We start from the raw sequence: 23,324 nt of genomic DNA, 5'->3' as shown, positions 1-23,324 counted from the left end.
ACCGCATACGGAGAAACACCATGAGCCAATCCCAGGCAGAACGCTTGCTCGCCGAGCGCAAACTGGCCGAGAACCAGTTCGATATCACCCAGTACGAACACGTACCGCGGCGCTATTACGGACGCATATTCTTCGCCACCCTGATCGTCGTCGCCCTGGTCGGGCTGGTCCGGGCCTTTGCCCAGGGGCAGATCGAATGGTCCTATATCGGCCAGTTCCTGACCGCCAAGGCGATCCTCACCGGCCTGCTCAACACCATTATCATGGCGATCCTGGCCATGGCCCTCGGTGTGGTGTTCGGGGTGATCACCGCGATCATGCGCATGTCGGCCAACCCGATCCTGCGCTACGTGGCGATCACCTACACCTGGCTGTTCCGCGGCACGCCGCTGATCCTGCAACTGCTGCTGTGGTTCAACCTGGCGCTGATCTTCCCGACCATCGGGATTCCCGGGGTATTCCAGCTCGATACCGTCAGCCTGATGACGCCTTTCGTCGCCGCACTGCTGGGCCTGTCGATCAACCAGGGCGCCTACACCGCCGAAGTGGTCCGCGCCGGCCTGCTCTCGGTGGACACCGGCCAGTATGAAGCCGCCAAGTCCATCGGCATGCCGCAGCTGCAAGCCCTGCGCCGGATCATCCTGCCCCAGGCCATGCGCATCATCATCCCGCCGGTGGGCAACGAGTTTATCGGCATGGTCAAGATGACCAGCCTGGCGAGCGTGATCCAGTACTCGGAACTGCTCTACAACGCCCAGAACATCTACTACGCCAACGCCCGAGTCATGGAGCTGCTGATCGTCGCCGGGATCTGGTACCTGGTCGCCGTCACCGTGCTGTCCTTCGGCCAGAGTCGCCTGGAACGGCGTTTTGCCCGCGGCGCCGGCAAGCGCTCGTAAGTGTCCTGGAGAATTCGAACATGAGAAGCATCATCAAGGCTGTCGGCCTGAACAAATACTACGACTCCTTCCACGCCCTCAAGGACGTCAACATCGAGGTCGCGCAAGGCGAAGTGCTGTGCATCATCGGGCCCTCGGGTTCCGGCAAAAGCACCCTGCTGCGCTGCGTCAACCAGTTGGAAAAGATCGACAAGGGCGGCTTGTGGGTCGACGGCGAACTGGTCGGCTACCGGATCGCCGGCAACAAGCTGCATGAACTCAACGAAGCGCAGATCGCCCGCCAGCGGCTGGCCACCGGCATGGTGTTCCAGCGCTTCAACCTGTTTCCGCACATGACCGTGCTGGAAAACATCATCGAAGGCCCGGTCCAGGTGCTCAAGCGTTCGCCCAAGGAGTCGGTCGAGGAAGCCCTTGAGCTGCTGGCCCGGGTCGGCCTGGCACACAAGCGCGACAGCTATCCCATCGAGCTGTCCGGCGGCCAGCAGCAACGGGTGGCCATCGCCCGGGCCCTGGCGATGCGCCCCAAGCTGATGCTGTTCGATGAACCCACTTCGGCACTCGACCCGGAATTGGTCGCAGAGGTGCTGTCGGTGATGCGCGACCTGGCGCAGACCGGCATGACCATGATCGTCGTCACCCATGAGCTGGGCTTCGCACGCGAAGTCTCGAACCGCATGGTGTTCATGGATGGCGGCCAGATCGTGGAGGAAGGAAGCCCCGAAGAACTTCTAATAAGTCCACAAAACCCGCGCACCCAAAGCTTCATTTCTGCCGTTCGAACTTAGGTTCCCCTGAGCCTTCACAACATTCATAAGAGAACGACCATGAAGAATTTCGTCATTCCCGCAGTACTCGCCGGCCTCATGGCTTCCAGCTTCACCTGGGCCGCCGAATTGCCCGCCAGCATCAAGGCCAAGGGCGAGATCGTCGCCGCGATCATGCCCAACTACCCGCCGATGGATTTCAAGGACCCGGCCACCAACGAGCTCACCGGCGTCGACTTCGACCTGGGTAACGCCCTGGCGAAGCATATGGGCGTGAAAATGAACTGGCAGGAAACCTCCTTCGAACAGATGATCAACGCCCTGACCACCAAGCGTGTGGACATCGTGCTCTCGGGCATGACCGACACCGCCGAACGCCAGAAGGCCGTGGATTTCGTCGATTACTTCACCAGCGGTTCGCAGTTCTACACCCTGGAGAAGAACAAGGACATCAACGAGATGACCGATATCTGCGGCAAGACCGCCGGTACCAGCCGTCGCACCACCTTCCCGGCGGAAATCGCTGCCTGGAGCACTGCCCATTGCCCGGCGGACAAGCAGATCAAGGTGGTGGGCACCGAAGGTTCGGCCGACGCCCGCGCGCAACTGCGCCAGAGCCGCATCAACGTTGCCGTGCAAGGCAGCGAGACCCTGCCGTACCTCGCGACCCAGGAAAAGAACACCTTCAAGATCATCGGCACGCCGATGGTGGTGCAGTTCACCGGGATTGGCGTGAGCAAGGAAAACAAAGAGCTGCGTGATGCTATCCAGGCCGCCCTGCAAAGCATGATCGCCGACGGCAGCTACCAGGCCATCCTGAAGAAATGGGACCTGTCGGTGGGTGCCGTCGATAACATCGCCGTCAACAAGGGCCAGTAAACAGGAGTTGCCACTCATGTCCTCGACCCCGACCTGGCCGGATGGGCACAAAGCCTGCCTGGCCCTGGCGTTCGACCTCGACGGCCCCACCGGCGATGCCATGCTCGATGGCTCGATCTGGCACAAGCCCGAGTACTTCGGTTTTGGCGGTTACGGCCCGTATCGGGCGTTGCCGCGGATTCTCGACCTGCTCGACGAGTTCCGCCTGCCGACCACCTTCTTCGTCCCGGCCTGGGTCGTGGAAAACTGGCCGCGGCAATGCCAGGCGATTGTCGAACGCGGACATGAAGTGGCCTACCACGGCTACAAACACGAATCCTTTTACGCCCTGACGCTGGATCAGCAGCGGGACGTGATGAACAAATGCCGCGAGGTGTTCTGGCAACACCTGAACATCCGCGCCGAGGGCTTTCGCACGCCCTCCGGCGACTGGCGCGCGGAAACCCCGGCGATGCTGGTGGAAGCCGGGGTGACCTACTCCAGCAGCATGCGCGGTGATGACCGGCCCTATCTGGTGCAGGTGCCCGGGCATGCGCAACCCCTGGTGGAAATTCCCGGTCGCTGGGAAATGGATGACTACGCCTCCATCGCCTACACCCGCGAGCCGAATTTCCCATCCGGGCTGGACCGCACCGCCAGCTATGAGCTGACCCTGGACAACTGGTGCCGGGAATTCGATGGCGCGGTTGATGAAGGGCTGTGCCTGACCACGCTGTTCCACCCCAAGATCACCGGTAAACCGGGGCGTATCCTGCTGCTGGAACGGCTGTTCGAGCATATGCGCGAGCGCGATGACGTCTGGTTCTCCACCTGCCGCGATGTCGCCCATTGGTGGCTGAAGGAGCATCATCATGGCTGAGTTGCAACGTCCCGCCTTCCAGAGCCCATGGCCGGCGCCGTATCGCTGCGTGGTGGTAATTACCATTGATTACAACGATATACACGGCATTCTTACCCAAGCACCTGAGGTTGCCGGGCGCGACAAGAGCTTGTCGGTCTGGCGCTATGGCAGCCAGCGCGGGGTCGAACGCCTGCTCGGCCTGTTCGAAGAATTGGGGGTACGCAGCAGTTGGTTCATTCCGGGCATCGTCGCCGAGGAGCAGCCGGCGCATATCCGGGCGATCCAGGCCGGCGGCCATGAAATCGCCTGTGCCGGCTATCGCCACCAGAACTACGACAATCTGACCCTCGAGGAGCAGAAGGCCGCGCTCGCGCAAGGCTGCCAGGCCCTGGAAGCATTGACGGGAGAACGGCCCAAAGGCTTTCGGATTCCGGCCGGCAACTGGTTACCCGGGTTTACCGAGGCACTCCACGAAGCAGGCATTCTCTGGTCGTCCTCCTGGCGTGGCGACGACCTGCCCTTCGCCCATCCAACAGCTCCACAGGTCATCGAGCTGCCGCTGCACTACGAGCTGGAAGACGAGCCCTACTTCGCCTTCAACCTCAGCCCGGCGGTGCCACCGGCACAATCGCGGATCGCTTCCTACAGCCATACCCTGGGCAACCTGCAGATGGACTTTGCCGGTTTCCATCGGTTCGGGCTCTGTTACGTCCTGCGTCTGCACCCGGAAGTCATCGCCACGCCGGGGCGTATCGGCGTGCTGCGGGAGTTGCTCAAGGGGATCCAGCAACACGACGACGTCTGGATCGCCACGGGTGCCGAAGTGGCCCAGTGGTGGGACGACAACGGTCGCGCCATGACGGCGGACCATCCGGCGGCGGTTTATGAGCGCCACTACCGCAAGTACCTGCCGTGACTTTGCAGCGGTTTTCGAAAACAAGGATATAAGCACCACCGTGGCCACCTACTCCCTCGTTATCCGCCGGCTGATGATCTGCTCCGTGACCATCGTCGTCAGCCGTGCCATTACCAGTCCGCTGCTGACCCTGTTCCTCAGCAGGAAACTCGGGCTGAACCAGCAGGATGTCGGCCTGCTGATGGGGATCGCGGTGTTTATCGCCACCCTCCTCTCGTTGTACGGCGGTTACGTTATCGACCGCCTGGAAAAACGCCGGCTGATGATCCTCGCCATGCTCTCCAGCGGCATCGGCTTCACCCTGCTGACGTTCGCCCATGACCTGTACCTGACCACCCTGACCCTGGTGATGACCGAGACCGCGTCGGCGCTGTTTCTGATCGGTTCCAAGGCCATCATCAGCGAGAACCTGCCCATCGACCAGCGGGCCAAGGTCTTCTCCCTGCGCTACACCCTGACCAATATCGGTTACGCCACCGGCCCGATGCTCGGCGTGGTGATCGCCGGGGTGCAGCCCCTGGCACCATTCCTGATAGCCGCCGGCATCGCCTTTGGCAGCATATTCCTGATGTTCGGTATCACCCCGACCGCCCAGGCCCAGATCGGCAAGCCCCCCAGTTTCATCAAGACCCTGGTGACGCTGCGCAATGATCGGACCCTGATCCTGTTTACCTGCGGCAGCCTGCTGAGCACCATCGTCCATGGGCGCTTCACGCTGTACCTGTCGCAGTTTCTGCTGGTAACCCACAGCAGTCAGGATGCCCTGACCACCTTGTCGGCGATCCTGGCCTGCAATGCCATCAGTGTGATCCTGCTGCAATACCAGATCGGCCGTTTTCTCAAGCGTGAGCAATTGCGCTACTGGATCGCCATTGGCACCAGTCTGTTTATCGTCGGGCTGATCGGTTTCAGTTTTGCGCAGAACCTGGTGACCTGGTGCGCGGCGATGTTCATCTTCACCCTGGGGGAGATGATCATTTATCCGTCCGAGTACCTGTTCGTCGACACCATCGCCCCGGAGGATCTGCGGGGCAGTTACCTCGGCGCACAGAACCTGGCGGCCCTGGGCGGGGCGTTGAGTCCGGTGATCTGCGGGTATCTGCTGATCCATACGGCGCCGGGGACGATGTTCTATGCCCTCAGTGGCCTGACGGCGATTGGCGGCAGCCTGTGTTTCCTGGCTGGGCGCAGGGTGCCTTCGTTGCAGAAATAAGACGGGGCTTCCTCAGAAGCCCCGCATCAACCCCAAACCGAACGCCGATCAGCGCTTGGCCTTCAAATCGGTATGACCATCCCAACCGCCGCCCATCGCCGCAATCAACTGGACGCTGGCAATCAACCGACTCTGCAGCAAGGTCAGCACGCTACGCTCGTTGGTCAGCGCCGTGGTCTGCACCGTGACCACGTCCAGGTAAGTGATCAGGCCGGCCTTGTACTGATTGTCGGTCAAACGCAGGGATTCCCGGGCCGCGTCCAGCGCCTGGGCCCGCACCGCCGCCTCGTCTTCCATGACCTTGAGCTGGACCATGTAGTTTTCCACTTCACGGAAACCATCCAGCACGGTCTGGCGGTACTTGGCCACGGTCTGGTCATACACCGCCTCGGTGCGATCCACTTCCGCCGAACGCTGCCCACCGTCGAACAAGGTGGCGGCCAGTTTCGGGCCTACCGACCAGAAACGGTTCGGCAGGGTGATCCAGTTTTCAAAGGTGCTGCTGCTGTAACCGCCGGACAGGCTCAAGGTGAAGTCCGGATAATAAGCCGCCTTCGCCACGCCGATATTGGCATTGGCCGCGATCACCGAACGTTCCGCCGAGGCGATGTCCGGACGCCGCTCCAGCAGTTGCGATGGCACGCCCAGCGGAATCGCCGGCAAGGCCGGAACAGTAGCGGTCGCCTCCAGTTTGAACTGCGCTGGCGGCAGGCCGATCATGACGGCAATGGCGTTTTCAAACTGGGCCCGTTGCCAGACCAGGTCGATCAGGTCGCCCTGGGCACTCTTGAGCTGGGTCTGCGCCTGGGCGATCGCCGCTTTCCCGGAAACGCCAAAACGGTACTGGCTTTCGGTGTTTTTCAACGAGCGCTCGTAGGCCTGCACCGTGGCTTCAAGCAGGCGTTTCTGTTCGTCGATCACCCGCAGTTGCAGGTAGTTCTGCACCAGGCTCGACTGCTGGCTCAGGCGCATCGCCGCAAGGTCGGCAAAGCTCGCCTGGGCGCTCGCGTCATTGGCCTCCAGGCCGCGCCGCAGCTTGCCCCAGACGTCAGCTTCCCAACTCACCCCCAGTTGCGTGTTGTAGGTATCGAGAATCCCGCTGGAGGAGCGGCTCAGGCTCGAGCTGCTGCTGCCGGTGCCCTGGCTGGAGCGGGTTTTCCCGGCACTCAGGTCGACCGTGGGAAAGAACGCGCCGGTGGAGCTTTTGACCAACGCCAGGGCCTGGCGGTACTGGGCTTCGGACTGCGCCACGGTCTGGTTGGCATTGTTGAGTTTTTCCACCAGGCCATTGAGCGTCGGGTCGCCATACAACTCCCACCAGGCGCCACGGGCCAGGGAGTCGCTGGGCTGGGCCTGACGCCAACCGGCGGCTTCCTTGTATTGCGCCGGTGCGGCGGCCTCCGGGCGCTTGTAGTCCGGGCCCACGGCGCAGGCACTGAGCATCAGCCCGCACAAGGCCACGCTCAGCAGACGCGAGCCACGGATGGTCTCCAGGCGCTGGGCGGCCAGAGGCACTTTGCATTGCGATTGGTCAGTCATAGCGGAGTTTCCAGAGCACCATCAGTGCGTACGCCACGCCATTTGTTGAAGCGGTGGCGCAAACGGTCGAGATAAAGGTAAACCACCGGGGTGGTGTAGAGAGTCAGGATCTGACTGAAGACCAACCCGCCGATAATGGTCAGGCCCAGGGGCTGGCGCATTTCCGCGCCTTCGGCACTGCTCAGCAGCAATGGCAAGGCACCGAGGATCGCCGCCAGGGTGGTCATCAGGATCGGCCGCAGGCGCAGCAGGCAGGCCTGGCGAATCGATTCCAGCGGGTCCAGGCCGGAATGACGTTCCAGTTGCAGCGCCAGGTCGATCATCAGGATCGCGTTCTTTTTCACCACGCCGATCAGCAGGAACAGCCCCAGTAGCGAGATCAGGCTGAACTCGCCGCCCAGCAGGTAGATGCTGAGCAAGGCGCCGACCCCGGCCGACGGCAGTGTGGAAAGAATGGTCAGCGGGTGGATGTAGCTCTCATACAGGATGCCCAATACCAGGTACACCGCCACCAACGCGCCAAGGATCATGAACGGCTGGCTTTTCTGGGTGGCGGCAAAGGCGTCGCTGGTGCCGGCCATCTTGGCGATCACCGCTTCCGGCAAGCCGAGTTTGGCGATAGCCCGCTCGATGGCGGCGGTCCCCTGCTCCACCGTCACCCCGGGGGCCATGTCGAACGACAGGCTTTCCGAGGCGAACTGGCCCTCGTGGTCGACCCGATCGTCCTGCAGGCTGTTCTCATAATGGGCAATGGCCGACAGCGGAATGCGCTGCCCGCTTGAGCCGATCACCTTGACCTGATTGAGGGTTTCCGGCGACTGGGCGTATTTCGGGTTGATCTCCATCACCACTTCATACTGGTTCAGGGTGTCGTAGATGGTGGAAATCTGCCGCTGGCTGTAGGCGTTGTTGAGTACGGTCGTGACCGTCCCCATGTCCACGCCCAGGCGTTTGGCGGTATCACGGTCGACCACCAGGGTGGTCTGCGGGGCCCCGCGGCCTTCCCGGGCATCGAGGGCGGTCAGCTCCGGCAAGGCCTTGAGGGCCGCGACCACTTTCGGGTACCACTCGCGCAAGGCCCCCAGGTCGTCGCTTTGCAGGATGTAGGAGTACTGCGCGGTCTGTTGCTCGCGACCGCCGCCGAATTGCAGGTCCTGGTCGGCCATCAGCATCAGCCGGGCGCCGGCCACCTTGGGCATTTCGTCGCGCAGGCGCTCGATGACCTTCTGCGCCGAGACATTGCGCTCCTTGATCGGCTTGAGGCGCACCAGCATCAAGGCGTTGTTGGTACCGTTGTTACCGCCGATAAAGCCGGCCACGCTTTGCACCGCCGGGTCGGCCAGCACCGCCTTGCGGAAGATTTCCATCTTCGGCTGCATATTGCCGAACGACATGCCGTCGTCGCCACGCACGAAACCGATCAATTGCCCGGTGTCCTGTTGCGGCAGGAAGGTTTTCGGCACCACCACGTACAGGGCGATGTTCACCCCGATGGTGACGAGCAGGCTGAGCAAGGTCAGGCGCTTGTGCCGCAGCACCCAGTCGAGGCTGACGGCGTAGGCCGCCATCATCCGTTCGTTGGCGTTTTCACTCCAGCGTTGCAGGCGGGTCGGTTCGCCCTGCTGGTGCGGCTTGAGCCAGCGCGCGCAGAGCATCGGCGTCAGGGTCAGGGACACCACCAGCGAAACCAGGATGGAGGCCGCCAGGGTGATGGAAAACTCGCGGAACAGGTTGCCGATGATCCCGCCGATAAACAGGATCGAGAGGAACACCACCACCAGCGACAGGTTCATCGACAGCAAGGTGAAGCCGACTTCCTTGGCCCCCAGGTACGCGGCCTTCATCGGCGGGATGCCATCGTCGATATGCCGGGAAATGTTCTCCAGCACCACGATGGCATCGTCCACCACCAGGCCGGTGGCCAGGATCAAGGCCATCAGCGACAGGTTGTTCAGGGAGAAGCCATAGAGGTACATGATCGCAAAGGTGCCGACCAGCGACACCGGCACCGCCAGGGTCGGGATCAGCGACGCGCGGAAATTGCCGAGGAACAGGTAGACCACCAGTACCACCAGGGCCACGGCGATCAGCAGGGTCATCTCGGCTTCGTGGAGCGTGGCCTTGATCACCGGCGAGCGGTCCATGGCCAGGTTCAGCTTGACGCTGGCCGGCAACACCGCCTGCAAGGTCGGCAGTTGCGCCTTGATCTCATTCACCGTCTCGATGATGTTGGCGCCGGCCTGGCGGTTGATCACCAGCAGGACCGCCTCGTCATTGTTGAAGAACCCGGCGTTGTAACGGTCCTCGACGCTGTCGCTGATCTTCGACACATCCCCCAGGCGCAAGGCCGCGCCGTTCTGGTAGTGGATGATCAGCGGCTCGTAGTCCCTGGCTTTTTCCAGTTGGTCGTTGGCCTGTATCTGCCAGTTGCGGTCGGCGTCCTCAAGCGAACCCTTGGGCCGGCGCACGTTGGCGTTGGCAATGGCGGTTCGCACATCGTCCAGGGCCACGCCATACTGGTTGAGCGCCTGGGGCTCGAGTTCGATGCGCACCGCCGGCAGCGAACTGCCACCGATCTGCACCTCGCCCACACCCGGGACCTGGGACAGGCTCTGGGACAGGACGGTCGAGGCCAGGTCGTAGAGCTGGCCCTTCTGCAACACGTCGGAGGTCAGCGAGAGCACCATGATCGGCGCCTGGGACGGGTTGACCTTCTTGTAGGTGGGCATGCTGCGCATGCCGCTTGGCAGCAGGTTGCGCGAGGCATTGATCGCCGCCTGGACTTCCCGCGCCGCGCCGTTGATATCGCGGTTGAGGTCGAACTGCAGGATCACCCGGGTCGAGCCCTGGCTGGAGCGGCTGCTCATGGTATTGATGCCGGGAATCACACCGAAGGAACGTTCCAGCGGCGTGGCCACGGTGGAAGCCATGACTTCCGGGCTGGCCCCCGGCAGACTGGCCTGGACCACGATCACCGGGAAGTCCATTTGCGGCAGCGGCGAAACCGGTAACAGGCCGAAACTCACGGCCCCCAGCAGGACAATCGCCAGGCTCAGCAGCATGGTGGCTACCGGCCGGCGAATAAAAGGTCCCGACAGGTTCATGTTTCCACCTGCTCAAGACGGCTCGGATGCCGCCCCCAGCGCCGTCCGAGGCGATCGAAGTACAGGTAGATCACCGGGGTGGTGAACAGGGTCAGCACCTGGCTGACCAGCAGGCCGCCGACCATCACCAGGCCCAGGGGTTGACGCAGTTCGGCGCCGGAACCGGTGGCGAGCATCAACGGAATGGCGCCGAACAGCGCCGCCAGGGTGGTCATCAGGATCGGCCGGAAACGCAACAGCGCCGCCTGGTAGATCGCCTGCTCCGGCAACATGCCCTGGTTGCGCTCGGCGTCGAGGGCGAAGTCGATCATCATGATCGCGTTCTTCTTGACGATACCGATCAGCAGGATGATCCCGATAATGGCGATCATGCCCAGGTCGTTGCCCGTCAGAATCAACGCCAGCAAGGCCCCGACCGCCGCCGAGGGCAAGGTCGAGAGAATCGTCACCGGGTGGATATAGCTCTCGTAGAGCACCCCGAGCACGATGTACATGGTCACCACCGCCGCCAGGATCAGCAGCAAGGTGCTCGACAGCGAGGCCTGGAAGGCTTCGGCCGCCCCCTGGAACTGGGTCTGCACGCCCACCGGCATGCCGATTTCCTGCTTGACCTGGTCGATAACCTCCACCGCCTGCCCCAGCGCCACGCCCGGCGCCAGGTTGAACGACATCATCACCGCAGGAAACTGGCCGATATGGGAGATGGCCAACTGCGCCTGACGCTCCTCGACACGGGCCAGGCTGGACAGGCGCACCTGTCCGCCACTGGTGGTCTTGACGTGGATCTGCTCCAGCGCCCGCGGTCCGATCGTCTCTCCCGCCTGGGCTTGCAGCACCACGCGGTACTGGCTGGCCTGGGTGTAGATGGTGGAAATCTGCCGCTGGCCGAAGCCGTCATACAGTGCGTCGGTGATATCCGACACCGCCACGCCAAGGCGCGAAGCGGCGTCCCGGTCGATCACCAGGAAGACTTGCAGGCCCTTGTCCTGCAAGTCGCTGGCAACATCCGTCAGTTCCGGGCGCTGGGCCAGGGCATCCACCAGCTTGCCGCTCCACTCCGCCAGCAGGTCGGGGTCCGGCGAGGACATGCTGAACTGGTACTGGGTACGGCTGACCCGATCTTCGATGGTCAGGTCCTGCACCGGCTGCATGTACAGGCGGATCCCCGACAGCTTGTCGACTTCCGGCTGCAGGCGGTTGATGATCTGCGTGGCGGTCTCGCGGCGCTGGTGGCGCGGCTTGAGGTTGATCAGAAAGCGGCCGCTGTTGAGCGTGGCGTTGTCACCGTCCACGCCGATATACGACGACAGGCTTTCCACATCCGGATCGGTGAGGATGACCTTGGCCAGTTCCTGTTGGCGCTGGCTCATCGAGGCAAAGGATACCGACTGCGGCGCTTCGGAAATCCCCTGGATCACCCCGGTGTCCTGCACCGGGAAGAAGCCCTTGGGCACGATCATGTAGAGGAACACGGTCAGCGCCAGGGTGCCGACCGCCACCAGCAAGGTCAGCGACTGGTGCTTGAGCACCCACTGCAACTTGCGGCCATAGGATTCGATCAACCAGTCGATCCAGGCACCGCTGGCCCGGTAGAAGCGGCCCTGCTCTTCGGGTTTGGGCTCGCGCTTGAGCAAGCGCGCGCACATCATCGGCGTGAGGGTCAGGGACACCACCAGGGAAATCAGGATCGCCACCGCCAGGGTGATGGCGAACTCGCGGAACAGCCGCCCGACCACGTCGGCCATGAACAACAGCGGGATCAGCACCGCAATCAGCGACAGCGTCAGCGAGATCAGGGTGAAGCCGATCTGCTTGGCGCCCTTGAGCGCCGCCTGCATCGGGCTGTCGCCCTCCTCGATAAAGCGCGAGATGTTTTCCAGCATGACGATGGCATCGTCGACCACGAAGCCGGTGGCAATGGTCAGGGCCATCAGGGTCAGGTTGTTGACCGAAAAGCCCGCCAGGTACATCACGCCGAAGGTACCGATCAGCGACAGCGGTACGGCCACCGAGGGAATGATGGTGGCGCTGGCCCGGCGCAGGAACAGGAAGGTCACCATCACCACCAGGGCGATGGAGATCAGCAGTTCATGCTGGACGTCGCTGACCGAGGCACGGATGGTCTGGGTGCGGTCGGTCAGGACCTTGACCTCGATGCCCGCCGGCAGGTTGTCGGTGATGCTCGGCAGCAAGGCCTTGATCCGGTCCACCACCTCGATCACGTTGGCCCCGGGCTGGCGCTGGATATTCAGCAGCACGGCCTGGTTTTCGTTGGCCCAGGCCGCGAGGCGCTCGTTCTCGGCGCCATCGACGATCTGCGCGACATCCTTGAGCCGCAGCGGCGCGCCGTTCTTGTAGGCGAGGATCAGTTCGGCGTATTCCGCAGGCGAACGCAACTGGTCGTTGGCGTCGAGCATCGACACCCGGGTCGGGCCGTCGAAGTTGCCCTTGGGCTGGTTGACGTTCGAGACGCCGATCAGGGTGCGCACATCCGACAGGTTCAGGCTGTTGGCCGCCAGCGCCTCGGGATTGACCTTGATCCGCACCGCCTGGCGCTGACCGCCGGCAATGCTGACCATGCCGACACCGCTGATCTGGGCGATCTTCTGCGCCATGCGGGTATCGACCAGGTCGTTGAGCTTGGGCAACAGCATGGTTTTCGAGGTGATCGCCAGGGTCAGCACCGGGGTATCCGCCGGGTTGACCTTGTTGTACACCGGCGGTGCCGGCAAATCCTTGGGCAGCAGGTTGGTGGCGGCATTGATCGCCGCCTGGACCTGCTGCTCGGCGACATCCATGTTGATGTCGAGGTTGAAACGCAGGGTCAGGATCGAGGCCCCGCCGGAACTGGTGGAAGCCATCTGGGTCAGCCCGGGCATTTGCCCGAACTGGCGTTCCAGGGGCGCGGTGACCGCGCTGGTCATCACATCGGGACTCGCACCCGGGTAGAGGGTCATCACCCGAATGGTCGGGTAGTCGACCTGGGGCAGCGCCGACACCGGCAGCAGCCGATAGGCGATCAGGCCGGCCAGGATAATGGCCAGCATGCTCAGGGTGGTCGCTACCGGGCGGAGAATGAACAGCCGCGAGAGATTCATGCGCCGACCTTTTTCGCCTTGCCGGCTTCAGCCGGTGCCTTGGCCGCCGAGCTGTCCTTCAACTGTTCCGCGGGCGCCTTCGGTACCTCCTGGCTGTCGTTGACCACTTCCACGTCACCGCCATCCTTCAAGCGGTCGGTACCTTCCAGGACCACCCGATCGCCGACGGCCAGGCCGTCCTTGATCACTGTGACGTTGCCGTCGCTGGCGCCGACTTTCAGCGGCCGGATCTTGACCTTCTTGTCGCCGTCCATGACATAGACGAAGGTGCCGTCGTTGCCGAACTGGATCGCCGCGCTCGGCGCCAGCACCACGTTTTTCAGGGTGTCGGCGAGCAAGTGCACATTGACGAACTGGTTGGGGAACAGGCTCTGCTCGCGGTTATCGTAAAGGGCCTTGAACTTGAGGGTGCCGGTGGTGATGTCGATCTGATTGTCGATGCTCTGCAGTACACCGCTGGCCTGTTGTTTCACGTCGCCACGGTCCCAGGCTTCGGCGGACAATTTCGCCCCGCCGTGATAACGGGTGAGCACGGTGTCGAGGTTGTTTTCCGGCAGGGTGAACGCCACGCTGATCGGCTGGGTCTGGGTGATGATCACCAGTATCTGGCTGTCGTTAGCCGCCAGCAGGTTGCCGACGTCCAGTTGGCGCAGGCCCAGGCGCCCGGAAATCGGTGCACGGATCTTGGCGAAGTCCAGGTTCAGTTTGGCCGCGTCGACCGCGCCCTGGTTGGCCTTGACCATGCCCTGGTATTGCAGCACCGAGGCTTCGGCGGTGTCCAGGGTCTGCTTGGCAATACTGTCTTCGGCGAACAGTCCGCGATAGCGCTGCAGATCGACCTGGGCGTTTTTCAATTGCGCCTGGCTTTGCAGGAGAGTGCCCTGGGCCTGGAGCAAGGCGCTTTCGTAGTTGCGCGGATCGATCTCGGCCAGCACGTCGCCGGCCTTGACCATCTGCCCTTCCTGGAAGTTGATCTTGACCAGTTGCCCGGCGACCTGGGTCCGCACGTTGACCGTGTTGAGGGCGGTCACCGTCCCCAGGGCTTTGTAATACACCGGGAAGTCCCCCAACGTCGCCGGCGCTACCCGCACAGGCACTGGGCCGGCGGACGCACCGAAGCCCGGACGCATCATGCCCGACTTGCCCCCATGCCCGCCGGCCTTGGCCTGCGCACCCTTGTGATGCGCGCCTGACGGCCAGAAATGCCAGCACAGTGCGCCAACAATCAACAGGATCAACAGGCCGAACAGCCAGCGACGAGATTTGTGGGAAACAGAAGATTGCATGGAGTGATCAACCATTGTGCGCGAGAACTTCTTTTTGGGGAGGCTGCAAGATAAGCACTGAATTGTTTCAGGAAAAGCGCCTTTACCGGCAATTTACCTTGGAATGATCTTCATCAGTGTCTCGGTAAGACACTGAAGCACAAATAAAAACGGCCTGGACAGGGTCAGGCCGTGAATATTTGTAAACCACTTGTTTCAGAGCCGTTTATTTCAGGACCGCGAGTGCCGTCTCGTAATCGGGTTCCTGGCCGATATCCGCCACCAGTTCGCTGTGCAATACCTTGTCATGGGCATCCAGTACCACGATCGCACGGGTAGTCAGGCCGGCCAGAGGACCGTCGGCGATTTCCACACCGTAGTCGCGCATGAACTCGCGGCCACGCAAGGTGGACAGATTGACGACCCGGTCCAGGCCTTCGGCGCCGCAAAAGCGCGCCTGGGCGAACGGCAGGTCAGCCGAGATGCACAGCACTACGGTGTTTTCCAACTGGTTGGCGCGTTCATTGAACTGGCGCACGGACTTGGCGCAGGTCGGGGTATCGACACTGGGGAAGATATTCAGCACCTTGCGCCGGCCGACAAGGCTGCCCAGGGTGATATCGGAGAGATCCTTGGCCACCAGGGAAAAATCTGGAGCCTGGGAGCCGGGTAGCGGTAACTGTCCGTTGATCTGAACCGTTACGCCCCTGCGGGTAACTTGAGCCATGTGTTTGCCTCCTTGTAAACACAAAATCCTACCTTGAAGCGGGCTTCCTTAGATAGCGATGTCATATCCACCACCGCCACTGCCGATTTATAAAGTCGGCGTTTCAGCGCTAAATATCGTCGGACTCAAAAAACTGTGGAGCCGGCTTGCTGGCGATAGTGCTCTCGCCTTCACCGCAAACCGGCTCCTCGCCGTTACTTCAGAACAGCCAGGGCTGCTTCGTAGTTAGGCTCTTCGGCAATTTCCTTGACCAGCTCGCTGTGCAGCACGTTGTCGTTCTCGTCCAGCACGACGACGGCACGAGCGGTCAGGCCGGCCAGCGGGCCGTCAGCGATTTCAACGCCGTAGTCCTTGATGAACTCACGGCCACGCAGGGTGGACAGGTTCAGGACGTTTTCCAGGCCTTCGGCGCCGCAGAAACGGGCCTGGGCGAATGGCAGGTCAGCCGAGATGCACAGCACCACGGTGTTGGCCACGTCGTTGGCCTGGGCGTTGAACTTGCGCACCGAGGTGGCGCAGGTCGGGGTGTCGACGCTTGGGAAAATGTTCAGCACTTTGCGCTTGCCGGCAAAGCTGCCCAGCGTTACGTCAGCCAGACCCGCGCCCACCAGGGAGAACGCTGGAGCCTTGTCGCCGGCCTGCGGCAGTTGACCGTTGACCTGAACCGGGCCGCCTTTGAGGGTGACTTGAGCCATGAACTGAATCCTTCTAAACGGTTTCGATAAAGAGGCCGGAGTTAAACATGAAAATGCCACCCGACCTATGGGGCAGATAAAGTGTCACAGGATTTGCGCTCCGGCAAATCCTCTCGGGCTTTTTTTCCTGTGGGAATCCGGGCGCGATCACAGCAGACGCTTCAGTGATATTCGCGAGGGATCAGGCTCTGCAACTGCAAGGCCAGGAAGTCGGCATCGAACGGGTAGATGTCCGCGTCCTTGAGGCCGTTGGTCTTGCGCCACTGCCAATCGCCAGTCCCCGGCACGCCCACCAGCGAAACGCTGCCATGCCGGGCCGCCGTGTGACCCATGACCGCGATGGAAATCGTGCCGCCGGTGCCCATGACTTCCGGGACAAATTCCATCACTCTGCCGGCGATCTGGATCGTCAGCTTCTGGGTCTTGAAGGTCGAGGCTTCCACCGCCAGGTTGGGGCCGAAAGCCACGTAGGCCTCGCGTTGGGTTTCCAGCAGGCCCGGGCTCTTTACCGGTTCCAGCCACTGTTCCATGCGATCGAACAACTCGACGATACGCGCCGTCCAGTGCGCCGATTGCTTTTCAAACAGTTGCTTCTTGTGTGTTTCGGTATCGGCGTAGTGCCGAAGCATTTCCCCCAGTTGCTGTACACCATTCATTGGAGCGCTCCGTGGGTGAACCTGAATCGAAGGCTTGATCATGGCAGATCGCACCGTGGGGCGTGTGATTAACTCGACTGGGCACTGCCTTGCCGGCGAAACCGCGCCATGTTCAGGGTATCCACCAGACCACCGTCACGAATCGCGTAGTCGCGCATCACGCCCTCGTCCTCGAAACCGAACTTGCGGTACAGCCCCTGGGCGGTAACGTTGTCGGCATACACCGTCAACTCGACGCGATGCAGGTTCATCCAGTTGTCGGCCACATCCAGCACGGCGGCCAGCAGTTTTGAACCGACACCCTTGCCCTGCCAGGCGGTTGCCACGCCCATGCCGATAGTGCCGGCGTGGCTGCGGCGCACACGGGTGTACTGTTCCAGGGAGCAACTGCCGATCACCACACCCTGATGCAGCGCCACCAGCGAGACCAGGCGTTCATTGTCCTGGCGCTGAATCAGCCGCTGACGCCAGACCTCGGCGGACTGAAACGGCATTTGCAGCACCTGGCGGCAGACGGCGGGTTCGTTGTAGAGCGCGGTGATACCGTCGACGTGGGCTTCGCGGAAACGCTCGATAACGATGGAGGGGGTGTCGGCTGACATCGTTTTTTTATCCATAAAAACAACAAGGCCAGCCAGTGTAGAGCGGTTTGCGACGGGCTGGCAAAGCCTGCTTTGTCAGCCCGCTCAGCGCATTACTCAAACCACTCCCGCCGCTCCCTGAACGTCCCCAGCACCAGGTCGACGAGCAACTGCACCTCTTCCCTGCCCTCGGCTTCGCGGCGGGTCGCCAGCCAGGCGCGACGCTGCATGCTCTCGTCGAACAGACCCGGCAGCGCCACCAGCCCCCGATCGAAACGGGTGATATAGCAAGGCAACAAACCAATGCAGGCGCTGCAGCGGATCATTTCCAGCATCAGTTCGTAGGAATGCACTTGCACCACCCCCGCCAGGCGCTGCTCCACCAAGTGATTCCAGGGCTGGAAGTCATCGATCTGCCGGTCGTGCTGCCATTGCACCAGCATGTAGTCTTCAAGATCGGCAATCACATCCGGGCGCGCCGCCACCCGCGAATAACGCTTGGCAATATGCGGCAGGTAATCCAGCCGCGCCAGGGGCCGCGGCGGGCTGGTAGCGAAGCTCGGCCCCGAGACCGGCGAGTCCGGACCGCACAGCCAGACCACCACGTCGGCACTCAAGGCCTGCAAGGACATCACACTGTCCACCGAGATGATTTCCAAACGGATGCTGGCATTGCGCCGCAACAGCGCGATCAGGTCGCGACCGAGGATGTCGTGCAGGATCGACTCGGCAATCGCCAGGCGTACCAGCGGTTGCTCCATGATCGGCAGGCGCCGCTCATGGGCCAGGGCGATCAGTTGCGCCTGCAACTGCTGGCCGTCGCGGCTGAGGATCAGGTTGCTGCCCTCATACACGAACAACGGTCGATTGACGCGCTCTTCCAGTAACGCCAACTGCTTGCGCAGCTGGGTCGACTTGATATTCAAGCTGCGCGCCGCCTGCATAAAACAGCCGCAGCGGGCGCTGGCCAGAAAGACCTGGGCCGTCTGCGGTTCGATCAACCTGGCCAAGGCCTGCCAGGTCTCGTTCGGCTCGCTCGGGCTGCGGTACTCCATGACGCCCGTGCGCGGGGCGTGTTCATTCAACGACATAATACTGACTCCCTGTCGGCATCCGGGGACACCCAACCATCCAATGGCAATTTCCTGTTAGGGTTTTTCTTCCAGCACCTGGTTCAGGGCCGCACCGTCGATACTCAGGGTCGCGGTGTTGAGCATGCCCGCCAGGTAGGCCTTGGCAATCTGTTCCTGGCGCTGGCTGCGCAAGGCTTCGCGCAGACGGTCACGCAGTTCGTCGAGGGTCGCGGTACGCGCCGGCTGCATTTCGTTGAGCTTGACGATATGAAAGCCCGCCGGGCTCTGGACCGGGTCCGCTACCGCACCGGCCTTGAGCCGCGACACCGCGCCACGAACCTCCGGCAGCAGTTGCTGCAGCGGTTGCAGGCCGGCATCGCCGCCGCGCTTGGCGCTTTCGCGATCCTGGGAGTATTGGCCCGCCAGCACGGCGAACTCGTCCGGTGCGGCCTGGGCCCGGCGACTCAGCTCGACCGCCTGTTTACGCACGCTCTCCAGCGACTGCTGATCCGGCACGGCGAGAAAAATCTGGCTGACCCGGTACAACGGCGGCGTCTGCCAGGCCGACTTGCCGCTGTCATAGGCCTGTTGCAGTTCCTCGGCGCTGGGGTAGTCCGCCGGTACCTGGCTGACCGACGCCAGGTAGCTGCGAAAGACGATCTGCTCGGCGGCGGCGCGGGTCTGCTGCTCGATATCCGGACGCTGCGCCCAGCCCTGAGCGTCGGCCTGTTCGATCAGCGCCTTTTCCGCCAGGCGCGTCCGCAGCCAGCTTTCCAGGGCAGCACGATTACCGCGCAGTTGCTCGCGGGAATCGGCCGGCAGGGCCGCAAACACGGCTTTCAGTTCGAGAGTGTCGACTTGCTGATTGCCCAGGCGGGCCACCGCCGGTGCGTTCGACTTCGCTTGTACCACGGCCGATGCCGGCTGCACGGCGGCCACCGGATCGTTACCTGGGCGCATGACCAGGGCGACCGCCCCGGCCAGCAAGGCCAGCGCCCCAGCGCTGGCCAGGAAAGTGCTCTTTTTCACAGGGCCGCCTCCTCCGGGACTGCGGCCTTTTTCGCAGCCGGGGACACAGCGTTCAACTGTGCCGCCTGCTGGCTGTAGTCACGCAGGTAGACGATGAACTCCTGGAGCAGGCGATCCCAGAGTTCCAGGTTGCCACGCAGATAATTCGCGCTGACACCGGCGGCCACCACCACGTCCATTTCCATCACCAGGAACTCGCCCTGTACCGACAACCGGGCAAAACGTCGCGAGACGTTCCACAACTCGGCCAGGCCGGCTGGCAGTTCACCTTGCACGCGCAGGGCACAACTGTAGGTGAAGTCGACATAACCGCCCTCGCCGGCCGCCGGATTACCGAAGCGCACGGCATAGCCGATGCCCTGGCTGGCGCTGAGCAGTTGCACGATACCGTTCTGCTCGGTGCGATTGACCCGGTAACCGGCGCCTTGCAGCAGTTCGGTCAGGCTGTCCGGGGTGACGTGCTCGATCAGGTGTTCGCTCATGAGTTGTTCTTCCTTGTGGGTCATTGATTGAGGGATGCGTGGGCCGCATCGAACTGGTTCTTGTAGAGGTTGTCACCGAAGGTCTGCGCCATTTCCTCGAACTTGACCCGGGCGCTGCCGGCAAAGGGCTGGCGGATCTTCATCACCTCGGCCACATCGATTTTTTCGTAGGCGGCGAGGATCTCCTTGGCGACCCCATACATCTGTTGATTCTTGACCGAACATTGCTGCACTTGTGTGTCACGTTCACTCAGTTGTCCCTGCAGACGCGCACGCTCGGCTTCCTTGGCCTTGGCCAGCACCAGCAGGTCGTCATAGGCCTTCTTGAACTTGCCCAATTGCTCGTTGCTGGCCACGGCAAATGCCTGGGCCTGGCTTTGCAGGTTCTGTTGCTGGCCAGCCAACTGCTCGTTCAGACCCTTGGCCTTGGCCAGTTCCGCCTCGAGCTGCTTGATCTGTGCCTGGGCCGCCTTGGCCTGGTTCTCGGCGGCGATCCGTGCCGCCCCGGCCTGGGCCTGTTCGCTCTGCAAGGCTTGCAGTTGCTGGGTGGTGCTGCGCAGCTGGGTGCGCAGGCGTTCTTCCATGCCTTCGGCCGACGCGCCATTGGCCAGTGCAACGCCAACCACCAGCAACAATGCCGACCAACGCACCTGGGCTCGCATGTTCATGGGTTCTCCCTCGCGCTTAGAAGCGCGTGTTGATTTCAAGCTGCATGACATCGATATCGAACGGCGCGCCATACACCGCCTCCGAGTTGAGCCAGCGCGCGGTGGCGATCACGTTCTTGTCCAGGCCGTAGTTGGCCCCGAGGAAGAAGCCCTTGGCGTTGGTCCCGCCGAGGTGGAACGAGTTGTCGTTGAAGCCGTCGGGCAAGGCATCCGGCTGGATGTACTTGTAGCCGCCGAAGACGTTCCAGTCGCCCTGGCGCTTGAGGTCCAGGGCGTTGCCGAGGGTGAACTGGACCATCATGGCGTTGGCGCCACTCTGGATCTTGCCGTCGCCGTCCAGGTTGTTGACGATCTGGCCTGCCGCCCGCCGGTTCATTTCGCCTTCGTTGTAGCCCAGGTTGTGGACGTAGTCGGCCTGGCTGCGCAGCTTGAAGTCTTCCGGCAGGTCGCTGTCGAGCACCAGGTTCAGGTCCAGCAGGTTGAACTTCGAAGCCAGTCCGACGAATTGCGGTTGTGCCGTGGTGGTCGGAGTCAGTGGATTGATGGCGATGTCGCGCAGCAGGAACACCGTGTTGCCCTTCTGCATGAACGCGGCGCGGGTGCCGTCGGAACTGCAGCCCGGATCCCCGGCCCAGGGCTGGCAGACGTCGGAGCGCTGGCCTTCGATGTTGTCGAAACGGTAGTAGGCCAACGCCCCCTTGAGCTTGTTGTGCTCGCTGAACTGCCAGGTCGCCCCCGCCTGCAGGCCGTAGAGCCACTTGTCGGCGCTCTTTTCCTTGTCGTAGCCGTTGCTGCTGGCGGTGTCGGAGCTGTACTCGATAGGGAACGCGCCGACGGTGCCGAACACACCCCAGTCGGCGTTCAGTTTCTGGTTGAAGATCGCCGCCACGCCGTCGAAGTTCAGGTCGGAGGAATAGAGCATGTCGGTGGAGAAGAACGGGTTGGCGATACGTCCGCCGGTCAGGCTCAGGCGATCGGAATACTTCCAGGTCAGGTAGCCCTGGTCGAGCCAGAGGTCTTTCTTGGCGAAACCGCCGCCGAGGACCTGGGTGGTCGAGACCGGGTTGTTGTCGGTGCCGGTGCCGATGCGGATACCCGCCGTCCAGTCCGGCGCGATAATCGCCTTCATGCCCAAGCGGGCGCGGATGCGCAGGGAATCGCCGCGATCTTCACGGGTGTTGAGCAAGGGTGGCAGGCTGGTGCTGGTTTTCGGGTTGACGTCGTAGGGGCCGCTGGCATTGAGCTTGGCGAAGTCGACGATCTGGTTGCTGTTGCTGCCGGAGTAGTAGCGCGACTCATCGCGCAGGCGCAGGTCGCCGTCGAAGCTGATGCGCGAGACCCAGTCCGGGAAGGTGTTGGGCTGGGCCCAGTTTTCCTGCTTGGCGGTGGCCATGACTTCGGCCTTGACCTGGTCGCGGATCTGATCGCGGACAATCGCCGGGACATACTGCACCCGCACTTCGCCCGGCGTCGCAGGTGGCCCGCTGGCGGCAACGGCACTGGCCTGGCGCGCCTGGACGGCTTCTTTCTCGGCCTGGGCGATCAGCCCGTCGGCCTGTTCCTGCTTGAGCACGCCCTGCTGCACCAGCAGGCGGATCAGGTTGATCGTGGCGTTTTCCGACGGCGCGGCGGGCGTCGCCGCTGCCGCCTGGCCGACCAGGGTCGCGATGACCAGGCCGACCGCCAGGCTCAATCGATTCACATTGGAAATCATTTGCACACAACTCCTATGACAAGACTGCGAATGGGTTGAACTAGCCGGGACGCCGGCCTTGCAAGGCAATACGGACCGGCAGCGTGATCGACGCCGACGGCCGTTCGCTCAAACGCGGCACGGCGCGCAGGGCTGCCAGTACCTGGGCATCGAGCTTCGGATCGCCGCTGGACTTGACCAGCTCGACCCGGGTGATCTCCCCGGCCGCGCTCAGCCAGATATCGGTCTGCAGCGAAAAAGCCAGGTTGCGCAGTTGCGGGTCTTCCTTGAGCAAACGCTGGAAGGAATAAGCCAGGAACTGGCTGTAGGTGCCGTTACCCAGCCGCCCGCCTCCTGCTCCGGCCATGCCGCCGCCCTTGCCCGCGCCGATGTTGAAGGCGTCGCCACCAGACTGGGCATCGCCGTCGATCTGCATCGGGTTTTCCAGGTCGTTGACCGGTGACGGCGGTGCTTCCTCCTGGGGCTTGACCTGTTCCGGTTCCGGGGTCGGTTCGGGGATCTTTTCTTCCACCGGGGTTTCCGGCTCCTTGGGCTTTTCAGGCTCCGGCGGTGGGGGCGGCGGCGGCGGCAACGGAATCAGCATCGGGACCTTCGGCGCTTCCCGGCGCACACCACTCATGTCGTGGGCCCACTGCCACAGGAACCAGGCCGCAACGGCTCCCAGCAGCAGTCCCGCGCCCCATTTCAACGGGCGCAACGGCGACTTCTGCACGGGATCGGGGCTGATCGGTAATTTCGCGGTCATGGTCAGCCCTGGGTCGGTTTGCCGGTGACCAGCCCGACCTGGGACAACTCCAGGCGCCGCAGCAGGTCGAGTACTTCGATGACTTTCTGGTACTGCACCGTGGCGTCGCCGCGCACGATGATCGGAAAGTCCGGACTCTGGGCTTTCTCGATGCGCAGGCGCTCCTCCAGCTCCGCCAGCGTCACCGGATAGGCGTCGAGAAAGACCTGGCCGCCGTCGTTGACCGAAATGGCCTTGGTCTTGGCCTGGGACAGCGACACCGAGGCGCTGGCCTTGGGCAGGTGAATCTGGATGCCCGAGACCTGCGCGGTGGCGGTGAGGATGAACATCACCAGCACCACCATCAGCACGTCCACCAGGGGCGTGATGTTGATGCTGTCCACTGGGGCATCATCGTCATCGTCGTGGGAGGCATTTACGCTAGCCATGGCTGTTC

The 23,324-nt window shown here is 62.7% G+C and carries 21 protein-coding genes; 6 read left to right on the top strand and 15 right to left on the bottom strand.

Annotated features, from left to right (window positions below; all coding sequences use genetic code 11):
• Positions 1-20: 20 nt before the first annotated feature.
• The 6 genes from CWE01_RS24635 to CWE01_RS24610 are packed head-to-tail and all read left to right on the top strand — an operon-like array spanning position 21 to position 5,512.
• Complete coding sequence (locus CWE01_RS24635) at positions 21-899, top strand: amino acid ABC transporter permease (protein ID WP_100943153.1); 879 nt, start codon at positions 21-23, stop codon at positions 897-899.
• A 20-nt stretch (positions 900-919) separates the two neighbouring features.
• The gene (locus CWE01_RS24630) at positions 920-1,684 is read left to right on the top strand and encodes an amino acid ABC transporter ATP-binding protein (protein ID WP_100943152.1); all 765 of its coding nucleotides are present in this window, start codon (positions 920-922) and stop codon (positions 1,682-1,684) included.
• Between the two features lie 39 nt (positions 1,685-1,723).
• On the top strand, positions 1,724-2,542 hold the full coding sequence (locus tag CWE01_RS24625) for an ABC transporter substrate-binding protein (protein ID WP_100943151.1): 819 nt from the start codon (positions 1,724-1,726) through the stop codon (positions 2,540-2,542).
• Between the two features lie 16 nt (positions 2,543-2,558).
• Positions 2,559-3,401: a polysaccharide deacetylase gene (locus CWE01_RS24620; protein ID WP_100943150.1), complete on the top strand. Its 843-nt coding sequence runs from the start codon at positions 2,559-2,561 to the stop codon at positions 3,399-3,401.
• On the top strand, positions 3,394-4,299 hold the full coding sequence (locus CWE01_RS24615; RefSeq protein WP_100943149.1) for a polysaccharide deacetylase: 906 nt from the start codon (positions 3,394-3,396) through the stop codon (positions 4,297-4,299). Before CWE01_RS24620 ends, CWE01_RS24615 begins: the two co-directional genes overlap by 8 nt.
• 40 nt (positions 4,300-4,339) lie before the next feature.
• The gene (locus tag CWE01_RS24610) at positions 4,340-5,512 is read left to right on the top strand and encodes an MFS transporter (RefSeq protein WP_100943283.1); all 1,173 of its coding nucleotides are present in this window, start codon (positions 4,340-4,342) and stop codon (positions 5,510-5,512) included.
• Positions 5,513-5,560: 48 nt separating this feature from the next.
• On the opposite strand, the gene CWE01_RS24605 is transcribed toward CWE01_RS24610, so the two are convergent.
• The 15 genes from CWE01_RS24605 to CWE01_RS24535 form a co-directional block, all read right to left on the bottom strand.
• Positions 5,561-7,051, bottom strand: coding sequence for an efflux transporter outer membrane subunit (locus CWE01_RS24605; RefSeq protein WP_100943148.1), 1,491 nt, complete (start codon positions 7,049-7,051; stop codon positions 5,561-5,563).
• Positions 7,048-10,155, bottom strand: coding sequence for an efflux RND transporter permease subunit (locus tag CWE01_RS24600; RefSeq protein WP_100943147.1), 3,108 nt, complete (start codon positions 10,153-10,155; stop codon positions 7,048-7,050). Before CWE01_RS24600 ends, CWE01_RS24605 begins: the two co-directional genes overlap by 4 nt.
• A complete protein-coding gene (locus tag CWE01_RS24595) occupies positions 10,152-13,253 on the bottom strand; it encodes an MdtB/MuxB family multidrug efflux RND transporter permease subunit (protein WP_100943146.1) in 3,102 nt (1,033 codons plus the stop codon). Before CWE01_RS24595 ends, CWE01_RS24600 begins: the two co-directional genes overlap by 4 nt.
• Positions 13,250-14,554, bottom strand: coding sequence for an MdtA/MuxA family multidrug efflux RND transporter periplasmic adaptor subunit (locus CWE01_RS24590; protein ID WP_100943145.1), 1,305 nt, complete (start codon positions 14,552-14,554; stop codon positions 13,250-13,252). The genes CWE01_RS24595 and CWE01_RS24590 overlap by 4 nt, the downstream gene beginning before the upstream one ends.
• A 190-nt stretch (positions 14,555-14,744) precedes the next feature.
• Positions 14,745-15,245, bottom strand: a complete 501-nt coding sequence (tpx, locus tag CWE01_RS24585; RefSeq protein ID WP_100943144.1) for a thiol peroxidase — start codon at positions 15,243-15,245, stop codon at positions 14,745-14,747.
• Between the two features lie 194 nt (positions 15,246-15,439).
• Positions 15,440-15,940 carry a thiol peroxidase gene (tpx, locus tag CWE01_RS24580; protein ID WP_100943143.1) on the bottom strand — a complete coding sequence of 167 codons (501 nt, stop codon included), beginning with the start codon at positions 15,938-15,940 and terminating at the stop codon, positions 15,440-15,442.
• Between the two features lie 161 nt (positions 15,941-16,101).
• Positions 16,102-16,596, bottom strand: coding sequence for a hypothetical protein (locus tag CWE01_RS24575; RefSeq protein ID WP_100943142.1), 495 nt, complete (start codon positions 16,594-16,596; stop codon positions 16,102-16,104).
• Between the two features lie 68 nt (positions 16,597-16,664).
• Entirely contained in the window at positions 16,665-17,198 is a 534-nt protein-coding gene (locus tag CWE01_RS24570) for a GNAT family N-acetyltransferase (protein ID WP_100943141.1), read from the bottom strand.
• Between the two features lie 92 nt (positions 17,199-17,290).
• Positions 17,291-18,268, bottom strand: a complete 978-nt coding sequence (locus CWE01_RS24565; protein ID WP_100943140.1) for a LysR family transcriptional regulator — start codon at positions 18,266-18,268, stop codon at positions 17,291-17,293.
• A 57-nt stretch (positions 18,269-18,325) separates the two neighbouring features.
• Complete coding sequence (locus CWE01_RS24560; protein WP_371917158.1) at positions 18,326-19,210, bottom strand: peptidylprolyl isomerase; 885 nt, start codon at positions 19,208-19,210, stop codon at positions 18,326-18,328.
• Positions 19,211-19,275: 65 nt separating this feature from the next.
• Positions 19,276-19,761, bottom strand: coding sequence for a YbjN domain-containing protein (locus CWE01_RS24555; RefSeq protein WP_100943282.1), 486 nt, complete (start codon positions 19,759-19,761; stop codon positions 19,276-19,278).
• A 20-nt stretch (positions 19,762-19,781) separates the two neighbouring features.
• A complete protein-coding gene (locus tag CWE01_RS24550; RefSeq protein WP_100943138.1) occupies positions 19,782-20,429 on the bottom strand; it encodes a DNA repair protein in 648 nt (215 codons plus the stop codon).
• Positions 20,430-20,445: 16 nt separating this feature from the next.
• Positions 20,446-22,143: a putative porin gene (locus CWE01_RS24545; RefSeq protein WP_100943137.1), complete on the bottom strand. Its 1,698-nt coding sequence runs from the start codon at positions 22,141-22,143 to the stop codon at positions 20,446-20,448.
• Positions 22,144-22,183: 40 nt separating this feature from the next.
• Complete coding sequence (locus tag CWE01_RS24540) at positions 22,184-22,888, bottom strand: energy transducer TonB (RefSeq protein ID WP_100943136.1); 705 nt, start codon at positions 22,886-22,888, stop codon at positions 22,184-22,186.
• A 2-nt stretch (positions 22,889-22,890) separates the two neighbouring features.
• On the bottom strand, positions 22,891-23,316 hold the full coding sequence (locus CWE01_RS24535) for a biopolymer transporter ExbD (RefSeq protein ID WP_100943135.1): 426 nt from the start codon (positions 23,314-23,316) through the stop codon (positions 22,891-22,893).
• Positions 23,317-23,324: the final 8 nt, after the last annotated feature.

The organism is Pseudomonas sp. QS1027, assembly GCF_002814235.1.
GTDB lineage: Bacteria > Pseudomonadota > Gammaproteobacteria > Pseudomonadales > Pseudomonadaceae > Aquipseudomonas.
The sequence above is the reverse complement of the archived record's forward strand: the minus strand, read 5'-3'. Positions and strand labels throughout refer to the sequence as shown.

What these genes read in the sequence shown, in the direction of transcription:
- CWE01_RS24540 (WP_100943136.1), bottom strand. Translation starts at nt 22,888, where the DNA reads ATGACCGCGAAATTACCGATCAGCCCCGATCCCGTGCAGAAGTCGCCG.
- CWE01_RS24600 (WP_100943147.1), bottom strand. Translation starts at nt 10,155, where the DNA reads ATGAACCTGTCGGGACCTTTTATTCGCCGGCCGGTAGCCACCATGCTG.
- CWE01_RS24560 (WP_371917158.1), bottom strand. Translation starts at nt 19,210, where the DNA reads ATGCGCCCAGGTAACGATCCGGTGGCCGCCGTGCAGCCGGCATCGGCC.
- CWE01_RS24635 (WP_100943153.1), top strand. Translation starts at nt 21, where the DNA reads ATGAGCCAATCCCAGGCAGAACGCTTGCTCGCCGAGCGCAAACTGGCC.
- CWE01_RS24615 (WP_100943149.1), top strand. Translation starts at nt 3,394, where the DNA reads ATGGCTGAGTTGCAACGTCCCGCCTTCCAGAGCCCATGGCCGGCGCCG.
- CWE01_RS24555 (WP_100943282.1), bottom strand. Translation starts at nt 19,761, where the DNA reads ATGAGCGAACACCTGATCGAGCACGTCACCCCGGACAGCCTGACCGAA.
- CWE01_RS24565 (WP_100943140.1), bottom strand. Translation starts at nt 18,268, where the DNA reads ATGTCGTTGAATGAACACGCCCCGCGCACGGGCGTCATGGAGTACCGC.
- CWE01_RS24575 (WP_100943142.1), bottom strand. Translation starts at nt 16,596, where the DNA reads ATGAATGGTGTACAGCAACTGGGGGAAATGCTTCGGCACTACGCCGAT.
- CWE01_RS24535 (WP_100943135.1), bottom strand. Translation starts at nt 23,316, where the DNA reads ATGGCTAGCGTAAATGCCTCCCACGACGATGACGATGATGCCCCAGTG.
- CWE01_RS24545 (WP_100943137.1), bottom strand. Translation starts at nt 22,143, where the DNA reads ATGATTTCCAATGTGAATCGATTGAGCCTGGCGGTCGGCCTGGTCATC.
- CWE01_RS24595 (WP_100943146.1), bottom strand. Translation starts at nt 13,253, where the DNA reads ATGAATCTCTCGCGGCTGTTCATTCTCCGCCCGGTAGCGACCACCCTG.
- CWE01_RS24630 (WP_100943152.1), top strand. Translation starts at nt 920, where the DNA reads ATGAGAAGCATCATCAAGGCTGTCGGCCTGAACAAATACTACGACTCC.
- CWE01_RS24550 (WP_100943138.1), bottom strand. Translation starts at nt 20,429, where the DNA reads ATGAACATGCGAGCCCAGGTGCGTTGGTCGGCATTGTTGCTGGTGGTT.
- tpx (WP_100943143.1), bottom strand. Translation starts at nt 15,940, where the DNA reads ATGGCTCAAGTCACCCTCAAAGGCGGCCCGGTTCAGGTCAACGGTCAA.
- CWE01_RS24570 (WP_100943141.1), bottom strand. Translation starts at nt 17,198, where the DNA reads ATGTCAGCCGACACCCCCTCCATCGTTATCGAGCGTTTCCGCGAAGCC.
- CWE01_RS24590 (WP_100943145.1), bottom strand. Translation starts at nt 14,554, where the DNA reads ATGGTTGATCACTCCATGCAATCTTCTGTTTCCCACAAATCTCGTCGC.
- CWE01_RS24605 (WP_100943148.1), bottom strand. Translation starts at nt 7,051, where the DNA reads ATGACTGACCAATCGCAATGCAAAGTGCCTCTGGCCGCCCAGCGCCTG.
- CWE01_RS24620 (WP_100943150.1), top strand. Translation starts at nt 2,559, where the DNA reads ATGTCCTCGACCCCGACCTGGCCGGATGGGCACAAAGCCTGCCTGGCC.
- tpx (WP_100943144.1), bottom strand. Translation starts at nt 15,245, where the DNA reads ATGGCTCAAGTTACCCGCAGGGGCGTAACGGTTCAGATCAACGGACAG.
- CWE01_RS24625 (WP_100943151.1), top strand. Translation starts at nt 1,724, where the DNA reads ATGAAGAATTTCGTCATTCCCGCAGTACTCGCCGGCCTCATGGCTTCC.